The organism is Luteimonas galliterrae, assembly GCF_023374055.1.
In the GTDB taxonomy this organism is placed as follows: Bacteria; Pseudomonadota; Gammaproteobacteria; order Xanthomonadales; family Xanthomonadaceae; genus Luteimonas_C; species Luteimonas_C galliterrae.
Genome location: NZ_JAMBEP010000001.1, coordinates 1,692,669 through 1,709,252, shown reverse-complemented (window position 1 = coordinate 1,709,252; position 16,584 = coordinate 1,692,669). Strand labels below are relative to the sequence as shown.

Below are 16,584 nucleotides of genomic sequence, written 5' to 3'. Positions count from 1 at the left end.
AAGATCGTGTGCCCTCATCCCTTCGGCGCCCGCGATGCGAAGCGCTGAAGACGCTTCCATCGTCGAAGTCGTCGCCGGCGTCATCGCCGACGCCCGCGGCCGCATCCTGCTGGCGCGACGCACCGACGGCCGCGACCTGGCCGGCCTGTGGGAATTCCCGGGCGGCAAATGCGAGCCGGGCGAATCGCCCGAAGCCGCGCTGATCCGCGAGCTGTACGAAGAGCTCGGCATCCAGGCCGAAGTCGGCGCGCCGCTGATCGCGGTGCCGCAGCAATATCCGCACAAACGCCTGCGGCTGGACGTGCGCCGCATCGATTCATGGCGCGGCGGCGCGCCGAAAGGGCTCGACGGCCAGGCCCTGGCCTGGGTGCCGCCGCAGAAGCTGGCCAGCTATGCGATGCCGCCCGCCGACCGCCCGGTAGTCGCGGCATTGCTGCAACCGGATACCTATCTGGTCACGCCTTCGCCCGGCGACGACGACAAAGCCTGGCTCGACGCGCTGCAGCGCGCGCTCGCCGCCGGCGTGCGCCGGGTGCAGTTGCGCGCGCCGGACATCGAACCGGCGCGCAGGCGCCGGCTATTCGCCAAGGCGGTGACGCTATGCCGCAAGGCCAAGGCCGAAGCGCTGATCAACGGCGATCCCGCGCTGGCCGCCGAGTTGCAGGCCGGCGTGCATCTGCGTGCCGCGCAGTTGCGCGCATTGCGGGAGCGACCGTTGCCCGCGGGCGCGACGGTGGCTGCGTCCTGCCACGATGCCGAAGAACTCCGCGCAGCCGAAACCCTGCAGTGCGATTTCGCGGTGGTCGGCCCGCTGAAGCCGACGCCGACGCATCCGGATGCGGCCGGCATCGGCTGGCAGGCCTTTGCCGCGCTGCGCGAGCAGGTCTCGCTGCCGTTGTACGCCATCGGCGGTCTGGGTCCGGCCGATCTGGCCGAGGCTCGCAGCTACGGTGCGCAGGGCATCGCCGCCATCCGCGGTTTGTGGTCCTGAGTTTTTGTGGGAGCGGCTTCAGTCGCGAGCTTTTACCGCCATCCCGAGCGCAGCGAGGGACCTGCTGATCGCGATGCGAGGAAACAAGCAAGTCCCTCGTTGCGCTCGGGATGACGGCATGAAGTGCGTGCGAACGTAACTGTTTCTATGCAGCTGCCGCCAACGCGCGATAACGCTCATCCAGCGCCGCGACCTGCGCGTCCAGCGCGTCCAGCGGCCCGTCATTGACGATGACGTCGTCCGCAATCGCCAAACGCTGCCCGCGGGTGGCCTGGGTGGCCAGCATCTTCTCGGCCAGCGCGGCATCGATGCCGTCGCGCTGCATCAACCGGTGCAGTTGCGTCTCGCGCGGCACGTCGATCGCCAGGATGCGGTCCAGCCACGGATAGGTCTGCTTTCCGCCGCCTTCGGTCAGCAACGGGATCGCCGCGATGGCATAAGGCCCCGGCGCCGCTTCGCACGCCGCTTTCAACATCGCCCGCACGCGCGGGTGCACGATCGTTTCCAGCCGCTTGCGCGCATCCGCATCCGCGAACACATGCCGGCGCATCGCTGCGCGGTCGAGCGCTCCGTCGGCCCCGAGCATGCCGGCGCCGAAGGCCGCCACCACTTCGGCCAGGCCCCGCGAGCCGACGGCGACCGCTTCGCGCGCGGCGACATCGGCATCGGCCACCACGACGCCGAGGGCTTCGAAGCGCCGCGTCACCTCGCTCTTGCCGGAGGCGACGCCGCCGGTCAGTCCGATGAGGAATTCGCTCATGCGTCCATTGTCCCCTTTAGCGCGAGCATCTGCTGTTCCCTCCCCCCTTGCGGGGGAGGATGCCCGAAGGGCAGGAGAGGGGAGCGCGAGCGTAGCGAAGCGTGCTTTTGCTCTCGCTGTCAGACGGCGCGAAAAGCCGGCCCCTCTCCCTGGCTGGCCTTCGGCCTGTCCCTCTCCCGCAGAGGGGAGAGGGAAAAATCTACGGCTTCAGGCCGGAATAGCGCAGATACGCATCGACGATATCCTTGCCCCAGAAGAACACGATCCAGCCTGCGATCGCCAGATAAGGCCCGAACGGGATCGGCGTGGCCTTGTCGCGGCCCTTCATGGCCAGCCAGACCGAGCCGACGACGGCGCCCACCACCGAAGACAGCAGGATGATCGGCAAGATGCCGTTCAAGCCCACCCACGCGCCCAGCGCTGCCAGCAGCTTGAAATCGCCGTGGCCCATGCCTTCCTTGCCGGTCAGCTGCTTGAACAGCCACCACACCGCCCACAGGCTCGCGTAGCCGGCCATCACGCCCAGCAGCGCCGCCTTCTGGCCGATGTAGAGGTTTTCCACCGCTGCGATCAGCCCCAGCCACAGCAAGGGCAGGGTGAGCTGGTCGGGCAACAACTGCGTGCGCAAATCGACGCCGGAAAGCGCGATCAGGAAACAGGTGAACAGGATCGCGCCGAAGCCCTGCCAACCGAAGCCGAAGCGCCACACGCAGCACAGCGTCAGCGCCATCGTCAGCAGTTCCACCAGCGGGTACTGCAGCGAGATGCGCTTGCCGCTGTAGCGCGAACGGCCGCGCAGCATCACGTAGCTCAGCACCGGGATGTTTTCCCACCAGGCCAGCGGATGGCCGGTGTCCGGGTCGTGCGAGCGTTCCACCACGATCCCCGGCGGTGGCGGGTCGTAAAGATCCGGCTCGCCGAGCACCTCGCGGCTGTCGCGCTTCCACTGCCACTCCAGCCGCTTGGGCAGCCGCAGGATCACCACGTTGAGGAAGCTGCCCAGCAGCAGCCCTAGTCCGGCCGCGGCGGGATAGCCGAGGCCGGGATTCTGGTCGAGGAAGGCCATCCGTCTAGATTAGCCGACCACGGCCGCCAGCTTGAAGATCGGCAGGTACATGCCGATCACCATGCCGCCGACGATGACGCCGATGAAGACCATGATCATGGGCTCGATCAGGCTGGCCAGCGCGTCCACGGCGTTATTGACTTCCTGCTCGTAGAACTCGGCGACCTTGAACATCATCGTATCGAACGCGCCGGCCTCTTCGCCGATCGCCGCCATCTGCACCACCATATGCGGAAACAGGTTCACCTGCTTCATGGCCATGTTGACCTGATAGCCGACGGACACGTCGTCGCGGATGCGCTTGACCGCCTGCTCGTACACCGTGTTGCCGGTGGCGCCGGCCACGGTCTCCAACGCTTCGACCAGAGGCACGCCGGCCTTGAACGTGGTCGCCAGCGTCCGTGCGAAACGTGCGATCGCGGCGTTGTGCATGATCTGGCCGATCACCGGAATCTTGAGGATCAATTTATCCACAAAATGCTGGAATCGCGGCGAGCGCTTGAACATGAAGATGACGCCGAGGATGCTGCCGACCAGAAAGATAAGGACCAGCCACCACCAAGAGACCAAGAATCGCGACGCGTTGACGATGATTTGCGTAAACGCGGGCAATTCCGCGCCGAAGTTCTTGAATACGGCTTCGAACTGCGGAACCACGAAGATCAAAAGGATCGCGCTGACGATTATCGCTACCGCGATCACCATTGTGGGATAGAACAACGCCTTCTTGATCTTCCCCTTGAGGGTTTCCGTGTTTTCCTTGTAGGTGGCGATGGTGTCCAGCACCGTTTCGAGCACGCCCGCGCTTTCGCCTGCACGGACCAAGTTACGGAACAGTTCGTCGAACTGCACCGGGTACTTGCTCATTGCTTCGTAGATCGTGGAGCCGCCTGCGATATCCGCGCGCAATCCATCGACCATGGCCTGCATTTTCGGATTCTTCTGGCCGCCGGCGATGATTTCGAGCGCCTGCACGATGGGCACGCCGGATTTCATCATGGTCGCCAACTGGCGGGCGAAAATCGCGATCTCTTTCGCCGAAATCTTGCGTCCCGCGCTGCCGAAGAGTGGCTTGGGCTTCGGTTTGACTATCCTGGGCGTGATGCCTTGCCGGCGTAGCTCCGCGCGAAGCAGGTTGGCGTTCTTGGCCTGCTGTTCACCCTTCATCGTGGTGCCGCGCTTATCGACGCCCTGCCACACGAATGTTTGGAGCGCATCCAACGTACGGGTGCGCGTCTGCGGCTTGGCTGCGGTCTTTTTGATGGCGCTCTTGCTGACGGCCATAGCGGTTAATCCTTGGTCACGCGGTTGATTTCGGCAAGGCTGGTAAGCCCGTTCTTAACTTTGAGCAGGGCCGACCTGCGCAGGTCCCGGATACCGGCCCTCTGCGCCACTTCGGCGATCGCCATGGCATTTCCCCCTTCCAGCACGATCCCCTGGATCTCTTCCGACATCGGCATCACCTGGTAGATGCCCATCCGCCCTTTATAACCCTCGGTGCACTCGCTGCAACCGACGGCTTCGTAAATTGTGATGCCTTCGTGGACTTCGTCCGGGGTGAAGCCCTCGGCCAGCAGGGCATGGTCCGGGAGGTGGACCTGGCGTTTGCAGTCGTGGAGGCGCCGGGCCAGGCGCTGGGCGATAACCAGGCTGACCGAACTGGTGATGTTGTACGGCGCGACGCCCATGTTCATCAGGCGGGCGATAGTCTGCGGAGCATCGTTGGTGTGGAGGGTGGACAGCACCATGTGGCCGGTCTGGGCCGCCTTGATGGCGATCTCGGCCGTTTCCAGATCGCGGATTTCGCCGACCATGATCACGTCCGGATCCTGGCGCAGGAAGCTGCGCAGTGCAGCGGCAAACGTCATGCCGCGCTTCACATTCATCTGCACCTGGTTGATGCCGGGCACGCGGATTTCGACGGGGTCTTCGACCGTGGAGATGTTGCGCATCTCGTCGTTGAGGATATTCAACGCCGTATAGAGCGAGACCGTCTTGCCCGAACCCGTCGGGCCTGTCACCAGCACCATGCCGTAAGGCTTCTGCACCGCATCGAGGAAGAGCTTCTTCTGGTCCTCTTCGTAGCCCAGCTTCTCGATGCCGAGCTTGGCGGCCGAACTATCGAGTACGCGCAGCACGACTTTTTCGCCGAACAGGGTCGGCAACGTGCTGGTGCGGAAATCGATCTGCTTCGTCTTGGAAAGGTTGAGCTTGATGCGGCCGTCCTGGGGCACGCGCTTTTCCGCGATATCAAGCTGCGCCATCACCTTCAGGCGCGCGGCCACGCGGGCATTGAGCTTGACCGGCAGCTTCGCCACGGTCTTGAGGATGCCGTCGATGCGTTGGCGCACCCGGTATTCGGTCTCGTAAGGCTCGAAATGTATGTCCGACGCGCCGCGTTTGATGGCGTCCACCAATACCTTGTTGATGAACTTCACTACCGGCGTGTCGTCTCCACCAGCATCGACGCCGCTGTCGCCTACCGCAGCGAGGTCGTCGTCGCTGCCGCCGACATCCAGCGTTTCCAGGCCGTCGGTGTCGCTGGTCATATCGGCCAGCGTGTCGTTCATGTCCAGCCACTGTTCAAGCGTGCGGCGGATCGTGTCCGCGTCGACCAGGATCGGTTCGACGGTGAGGTTGGAGTTGAATTTGATCTCGTCGAGCGCGCGGCTATTGGTGGGATCGGCCGTGCCGACGAACAGCCGATTGCCGCGCTTGAACAAGGGCAGCACGTGGTGCTTGGTGATCAAGTCTTCCTTGACCAGTTTCAATGCGTTCTGGCTCGCATCCATGACCGACGGGTCGAACAGAGGCATGCCGAACTCGATCGAGTTGGCGGCGGCCATCTGCGGCGCCGTGACGAGTTTGTTCTCGGTCAGGTAGGCCGCGATCTGCTTCCTTTCGCGGGTTGCGGCATCCAACGCCGACCGCGCCTCCGCTTCCCCTAGGGCGCCGTCCATGACCAGGCGCCGAGCGATGCCGGTAATGCCCAGAAGATTGGCAGTGGAGACTGCGTTCATTGTGTTCCGGCCCTCCCCAGGCCGGCATGCAGACTTTACTGTAAAAAGGCGATGCCTACACAGTATTCAGTCGCAAGTCTAGGGCCAGGCTCCTTGCTTAGGGCTGCTGGGCAAGCCGCAAGCTGACCAGGCAAAAAAAGACCCCGGCAATGCCGGGGTCCTTTGCGCTGCGAACTTAACTGAATCAGCGGCAGTTAGCCGGCAGGAACTTGTCGTCGATGTCCGGAGACGAGCAAACCCAGGTCAACTGACCAGTGCCGGCAGCCACTTCGGCCGGGGCAAGGGTGACGGAGCCTGCCGCGTTAGGAACGGTCGAGGTTACCGTGACAACGCCGGTAGCGTCCGTGATGACAATGTCCGAAACGTAGTCGGTATCGCCCGGGAAGGTGTATCCGGAATTGGCAGCGGTCACATTGGCCAGGCCGCCCAGCGAAGAAGCGGTTTCGGCCACAGCGAGCTTGGCAGGCGCGGCCATCACGATGGCTTCGCTGACCTTGGCGCGAGTGGTGTAGTCCTGGTAAGCCGGCAGAGCGATGGCGGCCAGGATGGCGATGATCGCGATGACGATCATCAGTTCGATCAAGGTAAAGCCCTGTTGGTTCTTCATCTGTGTGTATCCCCTAGGAGTGATGAAAACTTCACGTGCCGCGTAGGGCCGACTGTGCCGGACCGGTCCGTTGGGCAGCCGTGCGACGCCGCACGTGCACTGGATAATACGCAGAAGGCGTGCCAAATGGCGTACCTGCGTGGTGCATGTCGGGAAGTGTGACTGCGGCCACGAGCGGAATGTTGGCCCGGTAACGAAGGCGTTGGGCAGAAACTGACGCGTAACGTCACTTTGTGTTGCGACCCCTGCGGCTTTGTCAGATTTGGCCTTTTTCACGGAGGTAAATGCGCGGCGCAGGCGCATGCGTTCGACATCGCTGATCGCACTCTTTGCAGGCGCAGCAATCAAAGAAACAGAATATAAAAATGCAGGCGTTCTCCATCGATGCCCGCGCGAAGAAACTCGTCGCGATGCTAGTCGATGCCGAGTTTCTTCAACTTGTACCGCAACGCCCGGAACGTGATGCCCAGCGCCGCCGCGGTCTTGGTCTTGTTGTAGCGATGGTCCTGCAGCGCCTTCTCGATCGCGGCGCGTTCCATCTGTTCGATGTACATCGGCAATGCGCTGCCGGCGGTGTCGCCGGGATCCATCCTGCGGGGATCGAAGCGCGGGTCGGATAGCGAGGGGGTTTCGGGCGTCGCCGCCGTTGCGGGCATGGCCGGCGAAGGCGGCGTTGCGGCGATTTCGCCGCGAGCGGGCAAGCGCAGGTCGTCGGCTTCGATGGTGTCGCCGTCGGCCATCGCCATCGCGCGTTCCAGGATGTTTTCCAGTTCGCGCACGTTGCCCGGGAAGGGATAGCCGGCCAGCGCATCCACTGCCGCGCGGCTGAGCGATGGCGCGGTGCGGCCGTGCGGAATCGCCAGCCGCTGCAGGATCGATTCGGCCAGGCCGGGCAGATCGTCGCGGCGCTCGCGCAGCGGCGGCACCTTCAGCTCGATCACGTTGATGCGGTAGTAGAGGTCGTGGCGGAAGCGGCCTTCGTCGACCAGCTTTTCCAGGTTCTTGTGCGTGGCCGACAGGATGCGCACGTCCACCGGCACTTCGCCCGCGGCACCGACCGGGCGCACCGACTTCTCCTGGATCGCGCGCAGCAGCTTGACCTGCATCGACAGCGGCAGCTCGGCCACTTCGTCCAGGAACAGCGTGCCGCCTTCGGCCGCCTGGAACAGGCCCGGCTTGTCGGCATGGGCGCCGGTGAAGCTGCCTTTGCGGTGGCCGAAGAACTCGCTTTCCATCAATTCGGTCGGGATCGCGCCGCAGTTCACTGGCACGAACGGCGCGGCTGCGCGCGCGCTCTGCTCGTGGATGCTGCGCGCGGTGAGTTCCTTGCCCACGCCCGATTCGCCGACGATGTAGACCGGCGCTTGGCTGCGCGAGACCTTGGCGATGGTCTGGCGCAGGTTGATCATGGCCGGCGAATCGCCCTGCAGGCGCGGGCCGGCGGAGGTGGCGATCTGCTGGCGATGCGTGCCCAGCATCAGCGCGTGCCGCACCAAATCGCGCAGCACGGTCAGGTCCACCGGCTTGGCGACGAAATCGAAGGCGCCGGCCTTGAGCGCTTCCACCGCGGCTTCGACATTGCCGAAGGCGGTGATCATCGCCACGGGCGTATTGGGATGGCGGCTGGAGATTTCCTGCACCAGCTCGATGCCCGAGCCGTCGGGCAGGCGCATGTCGGTGAGGCAGAGCGCGTATTTTTCGCGCGACAGCATTTCGCGCGCGCTGGCCACGGTCGCAGCGGTATCCACGCGCAGGCCCATGCGGCCCAGCGTCAATACCAGCAACTCGCGGATGTCGCGCTCGTCGTCGATTACCAAAGCGCTGCGCGGCTCGGTCATTCCACCCCTCCCACCAGCGACTACCTTACTCTGGGCGCGGCCCTCGACTCAATCCGTCACGGCCAAGGCCCGGGTGTGGGCAGGCATAATTGCCGCAGCGAGGCGCTTTTCAGAGGGTTTTGCGAGGCCCGGTACTCCGAGCGTAGGTCGGGGCAACGCCCCCGACGCACGACGCCACCGAAACGCCGCATGTAGGCGCGTGGCCCGACCTACGGAAAACCCCTACGCCGGGACCCGTGGTCCGACGATGGCCGCGGGCGTCGCACGCCTCGATGCTCCCCCCGGTATGCCTCGTTATCGCCGTTATTTTGCGCCCGGACAAACGGTATTCCTCACCCTTGTCTGCCATGAGCGGCAGCCGCTGTTGCGCAGCGAGGCGGCCAAGCGTCTGATTCTGGATGCGTTGCGCGATCAACGGCTGCGGCACCCGTTCAAGCATCACGCGCACGTACTGCTGGACGATCATCTGCACTTGTTACTGAGCCCGGCCGAACAGGTGACCGTGCCGCGCTTAGTCGGCGGTTTCAAGCTGGCCGTCCTGGCGCGCTGGCCGGGTGCTTGCCGGCTCTGGCAGCGCCGGTACTATGACCACATCATCCGCGATGCGGACGATTTCGCGCGTCACTTGGATTACATCCATTTCAATCCTGTCAAGCATGGATTGGTGGCGCATGCCGGCGCATGGCAATGGTCGAGTCTCGCGGCCTGGCGGGCGCGTGGAGCCTATGGAAGCGATTGGTAGGTCGGGGCAACGCCCCCGACGCACGACGCCACGGAAATGCCGCGCGCGTCGGGCACGTGGGCCCGACCTACGAGGCGGGTGCGTAGGTCGGGGCAACGCCCCCGACGCACGACGCCACGGAAATGTCGCGCAGTCGGGCACGTGGGCCCGACCTACGAGGTTTTTTCGGGCAGCAGCGTATGCGGCCCGGGCAGGGTGATGCGGAAGCAGCTGCCGCCCGGCGTGCGGATGTAATCCAGGCCGCCTTCGTTGGCCTTGGCCAGATCGCGGGCGATGTACAGCCCCAGGCCGGTGCCGTGCTCGGAGGTGGTGTAGAACGGCCTGAACAGGCGTTCGGCCGTGCCGTCGGGGATGCCGGGACCGCGGTCGAGCACATCGATGCCGGGGGCGCCTTCGTCCTCATGCACGCGCAACGTGATTCGCGCCGGTTGCCCGGGCAGCCGGCCGTAAGTGCGTGCATTGCTGACCAGCACGGTCAGGATCTGCTGCAGGTGGCGCGGGTCGACCAGGGCCATCAGGCTGGGCGAGGCGTGGCTGATCTGCAGTGTGTCCTCGTCCAGCGGGTGGGCCGAGGCATAGTCGTCGATGAAGCGCCGCACCAGGCCGACCAGTTCGATGTGTTCGGGATTGGCGCGTTCGCGCCGGGCCAGGCCCAGCACGCTTTCGACGATGCCGTTCATGCGCACGCACTGCTGGCGCACGATCTGCAGCATGCGCCGGTCGGCCAGCGAGATGTCGGTGGATTCTTCCAGCAATTGCGCCGCGTAGCTGATCGCGGCCAGCGGGTTGCGGATCTCGTGCGCCAGGCTCGCGGAAAAGCGGCCGAGCGCGGCCAGCGTGATCGATTCGGCGCGGCGCGACAGCAGCGACGTGTCGTCCAGGAACACCAGCGATTGCTCGCTGTTGGCCAGCAGTCGCGCGAAACGCGGCAATACTTCTTCCTGGTCGCTGCCCAGCCGCAGCGGGGTGTTGTCGGCAGTGCCGTCGTCGCGCCATTGCTGCAGGCGCCGGGCCAGCTCCGGCGCGGTCACGCCCAGCACGCGACGGCCGTCGCCGGCGTCGCCCAGCAACGACTGCGCGGCTTCGTTGGCCAGGCGGATGTGGCCGTCGGCATCCACCAGCAGTACGCCGGTGCGCATGCGGCGGATGATCAGTTCGTTGACTTCGGCCAGGTTGGCGGCTTCGGCGCCGCGCCGGCTGGCCAGCGCCTCGCTGGCCTGCATGCGGATGCCGAGCTGATTGGTGAGCGTGGCCAGCGCCAGGTAGCTGGTGCCGAACATCAGCATCTCGGCCAGCGGCCGGTCGCTGCCGGTCTCGATCAGGCTCCACAACTGTTCGCCCAGGATCGCGGCGAAGGCCAGCACCGCGCAGCCCAGGCCCAGCCGCAGCGGCAGGAACAGCGCAGCCGCGCCTACGTTGAACAGCAGCATCAGCGCGATGCCAGAGGCCACCTGCGGCGCGCCGTGGGTGGCCAGCGCCGCGACCACGATGTCGATCAGGACGCCGACGAAGACGGGCGCGCGCAGCGAGGCGCTGTCGCGGCCCCAGATCATCAGCAGCGCGGCCGCGGCCAGATAAGCCATCGCGGTCGCCGCGACCAGGGTGGGGGAGCGGACCGGGCCGATCAGCACCACCGTGGGGCCGAAAGCCAGCAGCGCCAGCAGGCTGGCTTCCAGCACCCGGTACAGGCCGAAGAAATAGAGCTCGCGCCGCAGGCCGCCGTCTGCATCGATGGGCGCGGTTCGGCGGCGAAGCATCAGCAAGGCCGGGGTCCTTGGGTGGCGATGGGCGAGTATAGGGGCGCGGTAGGTCGGGGCAACGCCCCCGACGCGACGCCACGAAAATTCCGAGCGTCGGGCGCGTAGGCCCGACCTACGATAGCTGGCGCGAAAAGCCGGCCCCTCTCCCTGGCCCTTCGGGCCTGTCCCTCCCCCGCAAAGGGGAGGGAAGAGCGGTGCTCGCAACGTTGCGTCCCGTGCCTTCTTTGCCTCGCAGCCGCACGCTGGGCGACAATAAGGGTCCCGCGCCGCCCGCCGCCGGCCCTGTCCGGCGAAATACCGCGCGCGGTCTGTCTTTCTGCATGGACCCCACATGAACTTCCACGAATACCAGGCGAAGCAGTTGTTTGCCGATTACGGCATTGCGGTACCGGCCGGGCGCGTCGCGCGCACGCCGGAAGAGGCGGTCGATGCCGCCAAGGCCATCGGCGGCGACTTCTGGGTCGTCAAGGCGCAGATCCATGCCGGCGGCCGCGGCAAGGCCGGCGGCGTCAAGCTGGCCAAGACCTTCGACGAGGTCCGCGAATACGCCAAGGGCATGCTCGGCACCAAGATGGCGACCTACCAGTCCGCCGGCGTCGCGTTGCCGGTCGACAGCGTGCTGGTCACCCAGGCCACCGACATCGCCAAGGAGTTGTACCTGTCGGTGCTGGTCGATCGCGGCAGCCAGTCGGTCACCTTCATCGCTTCCAGCGACGGCGGCGTGGAAATCGAGAAGACCGCCGAAGAGAATCCGGACGCCATCCAGACGCTCAACGTGAATTTCGTGCAGGGTTTGCAGCCGTACCAGACCCGCGACCTGGGCTTCGCGCTGGGCTTGAACGCCAAGCAGGTCGGCCAGCTCACCAAGATCATGCTGGGCCTGTACAAGCTGTTCAACGAGAAGGATCTGGCGCTGGTGGAACTCAATCCGCTGGCCATCCTCACCAACGGCGACCTGGCCGTGCTCGACGGCAAGGTCAATTCCGACGACAACGCCAGCTTCCGCCATCCGGAACTGGTCGCGATGCGCGACATCCGCCAGGAAGACGAAACCGAAGTCCGCGCCAGCCAGTACGACCTGAACTACGTGACCATGGACGGCAACATCGGCTGCATGGTCAACGGCGCCGGCCTGGCGATGGCGACGATGGACGTGATCAAGCTCAACGGCGGCGAGCCGGCGAACTTCCTCGACGTCGGCGGCGGCGCCACCAAGGAGCGCGTGACCGAAGCGTTCAAGCTGATCCTGTCGTCGAAAGACGTGAAGGCGATCTTCGTCAACATCTTCGGCGGCATCGTCCGCTGCGACATGATCGCCGAAGGCATCATCGCCGCGGTCAAGGAAGTGGACGTGAAGGTGCCGGTGATCGTGCGCCTGGAAGGCACCAACGTCGAAGAAGGCAAGGCGCTGTTGAAGGGCAGCGGCTTGGCGATCACGCCGGCGGACGATATCAACGACGGCGCGAAGAAAGCGGTCGAGGCCGCCAAGAAAGCGGCGTGACTTTCTCTCTCTCCCCTTTGCGGGAGAGAGACAGCTTCGCGCAGCGAAGCAGAGAGAGGGGCCGGCTTTTGATGGATGTCGCTAAAAGCCGAACCCTCTCCCTGCGCGCTACGCGCGCTTTCCCTCTCCCGTAAAAGGGAGAGGGCGACAAACCCAAGGATTCGAAACTCATGAGCGTATTGGTCAACAAGAACACGAAAGTCATCGTCCAGGGCTTCACCGGCACCCAGGGCACCTTCCACGCCGAGCAAATGCTCGACTACGGCACCAAGGTCGTCGGCGGCGTCACGCCGGGCAAAGGCGGTACCGAGCATCTCGGCCTGCCGGTCTTCAACACCGTCGCCGAAGCGGTCAGCGAGACCGGCGCCGACGCGTCGGTGATCTACGTGCCGCCGCCGTTCGCGGCCGATGCGATCCTGGAAGCGGCCGACGCCGGCATCAAGGTCATCGTCTGCATCACCGAAGGCATCCCGGTACTGGACATGCTGCGCGTCAAGAACACGTTGAAGGGCTATAGCGACGTGGTGCTGATCGGTCCGAATTGCCCGGGCGTCATCACCCCCGGCGAGTGCAAGATCGGCATCATGCCGGGCCACATCCACATGCCCGGCAAGGTCGGCATCGTCTCGCGTTCCGGCACGCTGACTTACGAAGCCGTGAAGCAGACCACCGACGCGGGCCTGGGCCAGTCGACTTGCATCGGCATCGGCGGCGATCCGATCAACGGCACCAACTTCATCGACGCGCTGCGGCTGTTCCAGGACGATCCGCAGACCGAAGGCATCATCATGGTCGGCGAGATCGGCGGTTCGGCCGAAGAAGAAGCGGCCGAATTCATCGCCGAACACGTCACCAAGCCGGTGGTGGGCTTCATCGCCGGCGCCTCGGCGCCCAAGGGCAAACGCATGGGCCACGCCGGCGCGATCGCTTCGGGCGGCAAAGGCACGGCCGAGGGCAAGTTCGCTGCGCTGGAGAAGGCGGGCGTGACTACGGTGAAGTCGCCGGGCGATTTGGGTGCGGCGATCGCGAAGCGCCTGAAGGGCTGAGTTCTTCGGCGCTGGTTCGAAAAAGCCGCCTTCGGGCGGCTTTTTTTCGTCAGCAATGAGGGGTTTGACGCGATCGGTCATCGCGCGCGCCCTCTCCCAACCCTCTCCCGCAGGCGGGAGAGGGCTAAAGCCGACGCGATCTGAAGCCCTCTCCCGCTTGCGGGAGAGGGTTGGGTGAGGGCGCGCGGCATTTTCCGATAGCAGCGAGCGCACGCTCTTGCGATGTTGATTTCTTTCAGTCCGGACTCAAAGCATGCGCGGTGCTCAAAAAACCACACTTGCCCGGCAGTTGCGCCAAGATATGACCGACGCCGAGCGCGCTCTGTGGCGCGTCCTACGCGACCGCAAAGCGACGGCAGGCCACAAGTTCAGGCGCCAGCATCCCATCGGGCCTTACGTGGCGGACTTCGCTTGCCTGGAAAAGCGGCTGATCGTCGAAGCGGACGGCGGTCAGCACCAGCAATCTCGCCATGATGCCGGTCGCGATACCTTCCTTCGCCGTGAAGGCTTCCGAATACTCCGCTTCTGGGATAATGACATCCTGCAAAACCTGGAAGGCGTCTGCGACATGATCCTCCGGCAACTATCGGAATCCACGCGATGATCCTGCGCATCGCCCTGGCTCAATTCGACTTTCCCGTTGGCGCGGTCGCGAAGAATGCAGAACGCATCGCCGCTATGATCGCCGAAGCGCGCGACGCGCACGGCGCCGATGTGGTGTTGTTTCCCGAACTGGCGCTCAGCGGCTACCCGCCCGAAGACCTGCTGCTGCGGCCCTCGTTCCTGGCCGATTGCCAGGCGGCTATCGAGACGATCGCTGCGCAGGCGACCGGCATCGTCGCCGTCGTTGGCTGGCCGCAGGCAGCCGGCGCGGTGGTCTATAACGCGGCCAGCGTGCTGCGCGACGGCGCCGTCGCGGCGACTTACCGCAAGCGCGAATTGCCCAACTACGCGGTATTCGACGAGCGGCGCTATTTCGATGTCGACCCGGATCGCGAGACTTGCACGTTCGAAGTGAACGGCGTCCCGCTCGGCCTGATCATCTGCGAAGACCTGTGGTTCCCCGAGCCGCTGGCGCAGACCGTGCAGGCCGGCGCGCAGCTGGTGCTGGTGCCCAACGCTTCCCCGTTCGAGCGCGACAAGCATGCCCAGCGCGACGCGCTGTTGGCGCAACGCGTGTCCGAAACGGGCGCCGCGCTGGCCTATATCAACGTCGTCGGCGGCCAGGATGCGCTGGTGTTCGACGGCGCTTCGGTATTGGCCGACGGCGACGGCTTCATCCATCCTGCCGCGCGCGCCTTCGAAGAGCATTGGTTGCTGGCCGATTACGACCCGGCGTCGCGCAAATTCGCGCCGGTGGCGTGGCCGTACGAGAACGACGAAGGGCGCGACGCGCTGGCCTGGCGCGCGGTGGTGCGCGGCACCCGCGACTACTGCCGCAAGAACGGCTTCGACAAGGTCTGGCTGGGCCTGTCCGGCGGCATCGATTCGGCGCTGGTGCTGGCGATTGCGGTCGACGCGCTGGGCGCCGGCAACGTCAATGCGGTGCGGATGCCTTCGCGCTACACGGCGGGCCTGAGCAACGACCTGGCCGCCGAGCAATGCGCTGCGCTGGGCGTGCGGCTGCTGGAATTGCCGATCGAAAAGCCGTTCCAGGGCTATCTCGACGCGCTGGCCGAGACCTTCGCCGGCAAGCCCGTCGATACTACCGAGGAGAACCTTCAGTCGCGCACCCGCGGCGCGCTGCTGATGGCCTTGAGCAACAAATTCGGCGGCCTGTTGCTGACCACCGGCAACAAGAGCGAGTACGCGGTCGGCTACGCGACGATCTACGGCGACATGTGCGGCGGTTATGCGCCGATCAAGGACCTGTACAAGACCGAGGTGTTCGCGCTCGCGCGCTGGCGCAATACCGTGGCCGGCGCGCCGGTGATCCCCGAAGCGGTGATCGCGCGGTCGCCGTCGGCCGAACTGCGCGAGAACCAGAAGGATCAGGATTCGCTGCCGCCTTACGATGTGCTCGACGCCATCCTGCTGCGCCATGTGGACCAGGAGCAGTCGCGAGACGAGATCGTCGCGGCGGGCTTCGACGCGGCCACGGTGGACAAGGTATTGCGTTTGGTGCGGATCAGCGAATGGAAGCGCCACCAGGCCGCGCCCGGGCCCAAGGTGTCGCGGCGCGCCTTCGGCCGCGAAAGGCGCTATCCGATCACCAACGGATATTCCGGCTGACGCTCTCGCTGTTGCCCCCTTTGAAAAAGGGGGCGGATCGCCCGAAGGGCGATGGGGGATTTGCTTTTGATTTTGCTGCTTGAAGCAACAGCGAAGCAAATCCCCCTCGATCCCCCTTTTTCAAAGGGGGAAGGACAGCAAGGTCAGTTCGCTGGCTGCGACACGCTGCGGCGTTCGCGCGCGAACGGGTTCAGGCGGTTGAAGATCGACGGATCCTTGGGCCAGCCGCCGGACAGCCAAGGGTGGTCGGGATCGTTCTGCTGCAGCACGCGCTTGGCGTCGTCGGCCAGGGTCTGGTTGCCCAGGCGGGTATAGGCCTCGGCCATGATCGCGACGGCGTCGTTCTGGTATTCGCTCTGCGGATAGGTTTCCAGCAGGTATTTGCTGCGGTCGGCGGCCGCCACCCAGGCGCCGCGGCGCAGGTAGTACAGGCCGGTATTGATCTCGTAGCGCGCGAACTGGTTGCGCAGGAACACCATGCGCTGGCGCGCATCGGCGGCGTAGCGGCTGTTCGGGTAGCGCTCGGCGACGATGCTGAAATCGTTGTAGGCCTGCATCGGCGCGGTCAGGTCGCGGTTGCTGGTGTCCAGCGAGAACACCTGCTGCAGGAACACGGTATTGCGCGCCGAGTTGGACAGGCCGCGCAGGTAGTACATATAGACCGTGTTGCGGTGGGTGGGGTAGGTGCGGATGAAGCGGTCGATGGTGGAGATCGAATCGTCGTGCTTGCCGGCCTTGAACTGCGCGTAGGCCAGTTCGACCTGCGCCTGCTCGGCGTAGGGACCGTACGGGTATTGCGCGATCAGGCGCTGGAAGGTCTCCGAAGCGGTGCCGTAGTTCTCTTCCATCACCGACTTATGGCCCCGGTCGTACAACTGTTCGGCCGGCACGCCTTCGTTCTTGTCCCCCTTCTTGAACATCTTGCCGATCCGCGCGCAGCCCGTTCCGGCGGCGATGGCGACGATGAGCACGAGCAACAGCAGGCGCGGCAGGGCAAGGCGTGAGGTCATGGGCGACAGTT

At 65.1% G+C, this 16,584-nt stretch carries 14 protein-coding genes; 6 read left to right on the top strand and 8 right to left on the bottom strand.

Features of this window, described 5'->3' with window-relative positions:
• The first annotated feature begins 34 nt into the window (after positions 1 to 34).
• Positions 35 to 991: a Nudix family hydrolase gene (locus tag M2650_RS07885; protein WP_249473123.1), complete on the top strand. Its 957-nt coding sequence runs from the start codon at positions 35 to 37 to the stop codon at positions 989 to 991.
• A gap of 145 nt (positions 992 to 1,136) precedes the next feature.
• On the opposite strand, the gene coaE is transcribed toward M2650_RS07885, so the two are convergent.
• The 6 genes from coaE to M2650_RS07855 all read right to left on the bottom strand — a co-directional run bounded on the left by coaE (position 1,137) and on the right by M2650_RS07855 (position 8,282).
• Positions 1,137 to 1,751 (bottom strand): dephospho-CoA kinase, encoded by a 615-nt coding sequence (gene coaE / locus M2650_RS07880; RefSeq protein ID WP_249473121.1) that lies wholly within the window; start codon positions 1,749 to 1,751, stop codon positions 1,137 to 1,139.
• A gap of 199 nt (positions 1,752 to 1,950) precedes the next feature.
• Positions 1,951 to 2,817: a prepilin peptidase gene (locus M2650_RS07875; RefSeq protein ID WP_249473119.1), complete on the bottom strand. Its 867-nt coding sequence runs from the start codon at positions 2,815 to 2,817 to the stop codon at positions 1,951 to 1,953.
• 9 nt (positions 2,818 to 2,826) lie between these two features.
• Positions 2,827 to 4,101, bottom strand: a complete 1,275-nt coding sequence (locus M2650_RS07870; protein WP_283254632.1) for a type II secretion system F family protein — start codon at positions 4,099 to 4,101, stop codon at positions 2,827 to 2,829.
• 5 nt (positions 4,102 to 4,106) lie between these two features.
• A complete protein-coding gene (pilB, locus tag M2650_RS07865) occupies positions 4,107 to 5,837 on the bottom strand; it encodes a type IV-A pilus assembly ATPase PilB (protein ID WP_249473117.1) in 1,731 nt (576 codons plus the stop codon).
• A 184-nt stretch (positions 5,838 to 6,021) separates the two neighbouring features.
• Positions 6,022 to 6,444: a pilin gene (locus M2650_RS07860; protein ID WP_249473115.1), complete on the bottom strand. Its 423-nt coding sequence runs from the start codon at positions 6,442 to 6,444 to the stop codon at positions 6,022 to 6,024.
• Between the two features lie 413 nt (positions 6,445 to 6,857).
• The gene (locus M2650_RS07855; RefSeq protein ID WP_249473113.1) at positions 6,858 to 8,282 is read right to left on the bottom strand and encodes a sigma-54-dependent transcriptional regulator; all 1,425 of its coding nucleotides are present in this window, start codon (positions 8,280 to 8,282) and stop codon (positions 6,858 to 6,860) included.
• A 247-nt stretch (positions 8,283 to 8,529) separates the two neighbouring features.
• On the opposite strand from M2650_RS07855, the gene M2650_RS07850 reads away from it, so the two are divergent.
• The gene (locus M2650_RS07850) at positions 8,530 to 9,024 is read left to right on the top strand and encodes an REP-associated tyrosine transposase (protein WP_249473111.1); all 495 of its coding nucleotides are present in this window, start codon (positions 8,530 to 8,532) and stop codon (positions 9,022 to 9,024) included.
• 152 nt (positions 9,025 to 9,176) lie between these two features.
• Here M2650_RS07850 and M2650_RS07845 read toward each other — a convergent pair whose 3' ends face one another.
• A complete protein-coding gene (locus M2650_RS07845) occupies positions 9,177 to 10,781 on the bottom strand; it encodes a sensor histidine kinase (RefSeq protein WP_249473110.1) in 1,605 nt (534 codons plus the stop codon).
• Positions 10,782 to 11,115: 334 nt separating this feature from the next.
• Between M2650_RS07845 and sucC the strand changes: the two genes are divergently transcribed.
• The 4 genes from sucC (at position 11,116) to M2650_RS07825 (ending at position 15,563) form a co-directional block, all read left to right on the top strand.
• The gene (gene sucC, locus M2650_RS07840; RefSeq protein ID WP_249473108.1) at positions 11,116 to 12,285 is read left to right on the top strand and encodes an ADP-forming succinate--CoA ligase subunit beta; all 1,170 of its coding nucleotides are present in this window, start codon (positions 11,116 to 11,118) and stop codon (positions 12,283 to 12,285) included.
• Positions 12,286 to 12,455: 170 nt separating this feature from the next.
• Positions 12,456 to 13,331 (top strand): succinate--CoA ligase subunit alpha, encoded by an 876-nt coding sequence (sucD, locus tag M2650_RS07835; protein ID WP_249473106.1) that lies wholly within the window; start codon positions 12,456 to 12,458, stop codon positions 13,329 to 13,331.
• 253 nt (positions 13,332 to 13,584) lie between these two features.
• Positions 13,585 to 13,935 carry an endonuclease domain-containing protein gene (locus M2650_RS07830; protein ID WP_249473105.1) on the top strand — a complete coding sequence of 117 codons (351 nt, stop codon included), beginning with the start codon at positions 13,585 to 13,587 and terminating at the stop codon, positions 13,933 to 13,935.
• Entirely contained in the window at positions 13,932 to 15,563 is a 1,632-nt protein-coding gene (locus M2650_RS07825) for an NAD+ synthase (protein ID WP_249473104.1), read from the top strand. The genes M2650_RS07830 and M2650_RS07825 overlap by 4 nt, the downstream gene beginning before the upstream one ends.
• 143 nt (positions 15,564 to 15,706) lie before the next feature.
• Here the strand turns inward: M2650_RS07825 and M2650_RS07820 are convergent, their stop codons facing one another.
• Positions 15,707 to 16,573 carry an outer membrane protein assembly factor BamD gene (locus M2650_RS07820; RefSeq protein ID WP_249473102.1) on the bottom strand — a complete coding sequence of 289 codons (867 nt, stop codon included), beginning with the start codon at positions 16,571 to 16,573 and terminating at the stop codon, positions 15,707 to 15,709.
• Positions 16,574 to 16,584 lie beyond the last annotated feature (11 nt).

What these genes read in the sequence shown, in the direction of transcription:
- sucD (WP_249473106.1), top strand. Translation starts at nt 12,456, where the DNA reads ATGAGCGTATTGGTCAACAAGAACACGAAAGTCATCGTCCAGGGCTTC.
- M2650_RS07825 (WP_249473104.1), top strand. Translation starts at nt 13,932, where the DNA reads ATGATCCTGCGCATCGCCCTGGCTCAATTCGACTTTCCCGTTGGCGCG.
- M2650_RS07855 (WP_249473113.1), bottom strand. Translation starts at nt 8,282, where the DNA reads ATGACCGAGCCGCGCAGCGCTTTGGTAATCGACGACGAGCGCGACATC.
- M2650_RS07870 (WP_283254632.1), bottom strand. Translation starts at nt 4,101, where the DNA reads ATGGCCGTCAGCAAGAGCGCCATCAAAAAGACCGCAGCCAAGCCGCAG.
- M2650_RS07875 (WP_249473119.1), bottom strand. Translation starts at nt 2,817, where the DNA reads ATGGCCTTCCTCGACCAGAATCCCGGCCTCGGCTATCCCGCCGCGGCC.
- pilB (WP_249473117.1), bottom strand. Translation starts at nt 5,837, where the DNA reads ATGAACGCAGTCTCCACTGCCAATCTTCTGGGCATTACCGGCATCGCT.
- M2650_RS07885 (WP_249473123.1), top strand. Translation starts at nt 35, where the DNA reads ATGCGAAGCGCTGAAGACGCTTCCATCGTCGAAGTCGTCGCCGGCGTC.
- coaE (WP_249473121.1), bottom strand. Translation starts at nt 1,751, where the DNA reads ATGAGCGAATTCCTCATCGGACTGACCGGCGGCGTCGCCTCCGGCAAG.
- M2650_RS07830 (WP_249473105.1), top strand. Translation starts at nt 13,585, where the DNA reads ATGCGCGGTGCTCAAAAAACCACACTTGCCCGGCAGTTGCGCCAAGAT.
- M2650_RS07860 (WP_249473115.1), bottom strand. Translation starts at nt 6,444, where the DNA reads ATGAAGAACCAACAGGGCTTTACCTTGATCGAACTGATGATCGTCATC.
- M2650_RS07845 (WP_249473110.1), bottom strand. Translation starts at nt 10,781, where the DNA reads ATGCTTCGCCGCCGAACCGCGCCCATCGATGCAGACGGCGGCCTGCGG.
- M2650_RS07820 (WP_249473102.1), bottom strand. Translation starts at nt 16,573, where the DNA reads ATGACCTCACGCCTTGCCCTGCCGCGCCTGCTGTTGCTCGTGCTCATC.
- M2650_RS07850 (WP_249473111.1), top strand. Translation starts at nt 8,530, where the DNA reads ATGGCCGCGGGCGTCGCACGCCTCGATGCTCCCCCCGGTATGCCTCGT.
- sucC (WP_249473108.1), top strand. Translation starts at nt 11,116, where the DNA reads ATGAACTTCCACGAATACCAGGCGAAGCAGTTGTTTGCCGATTACGGC.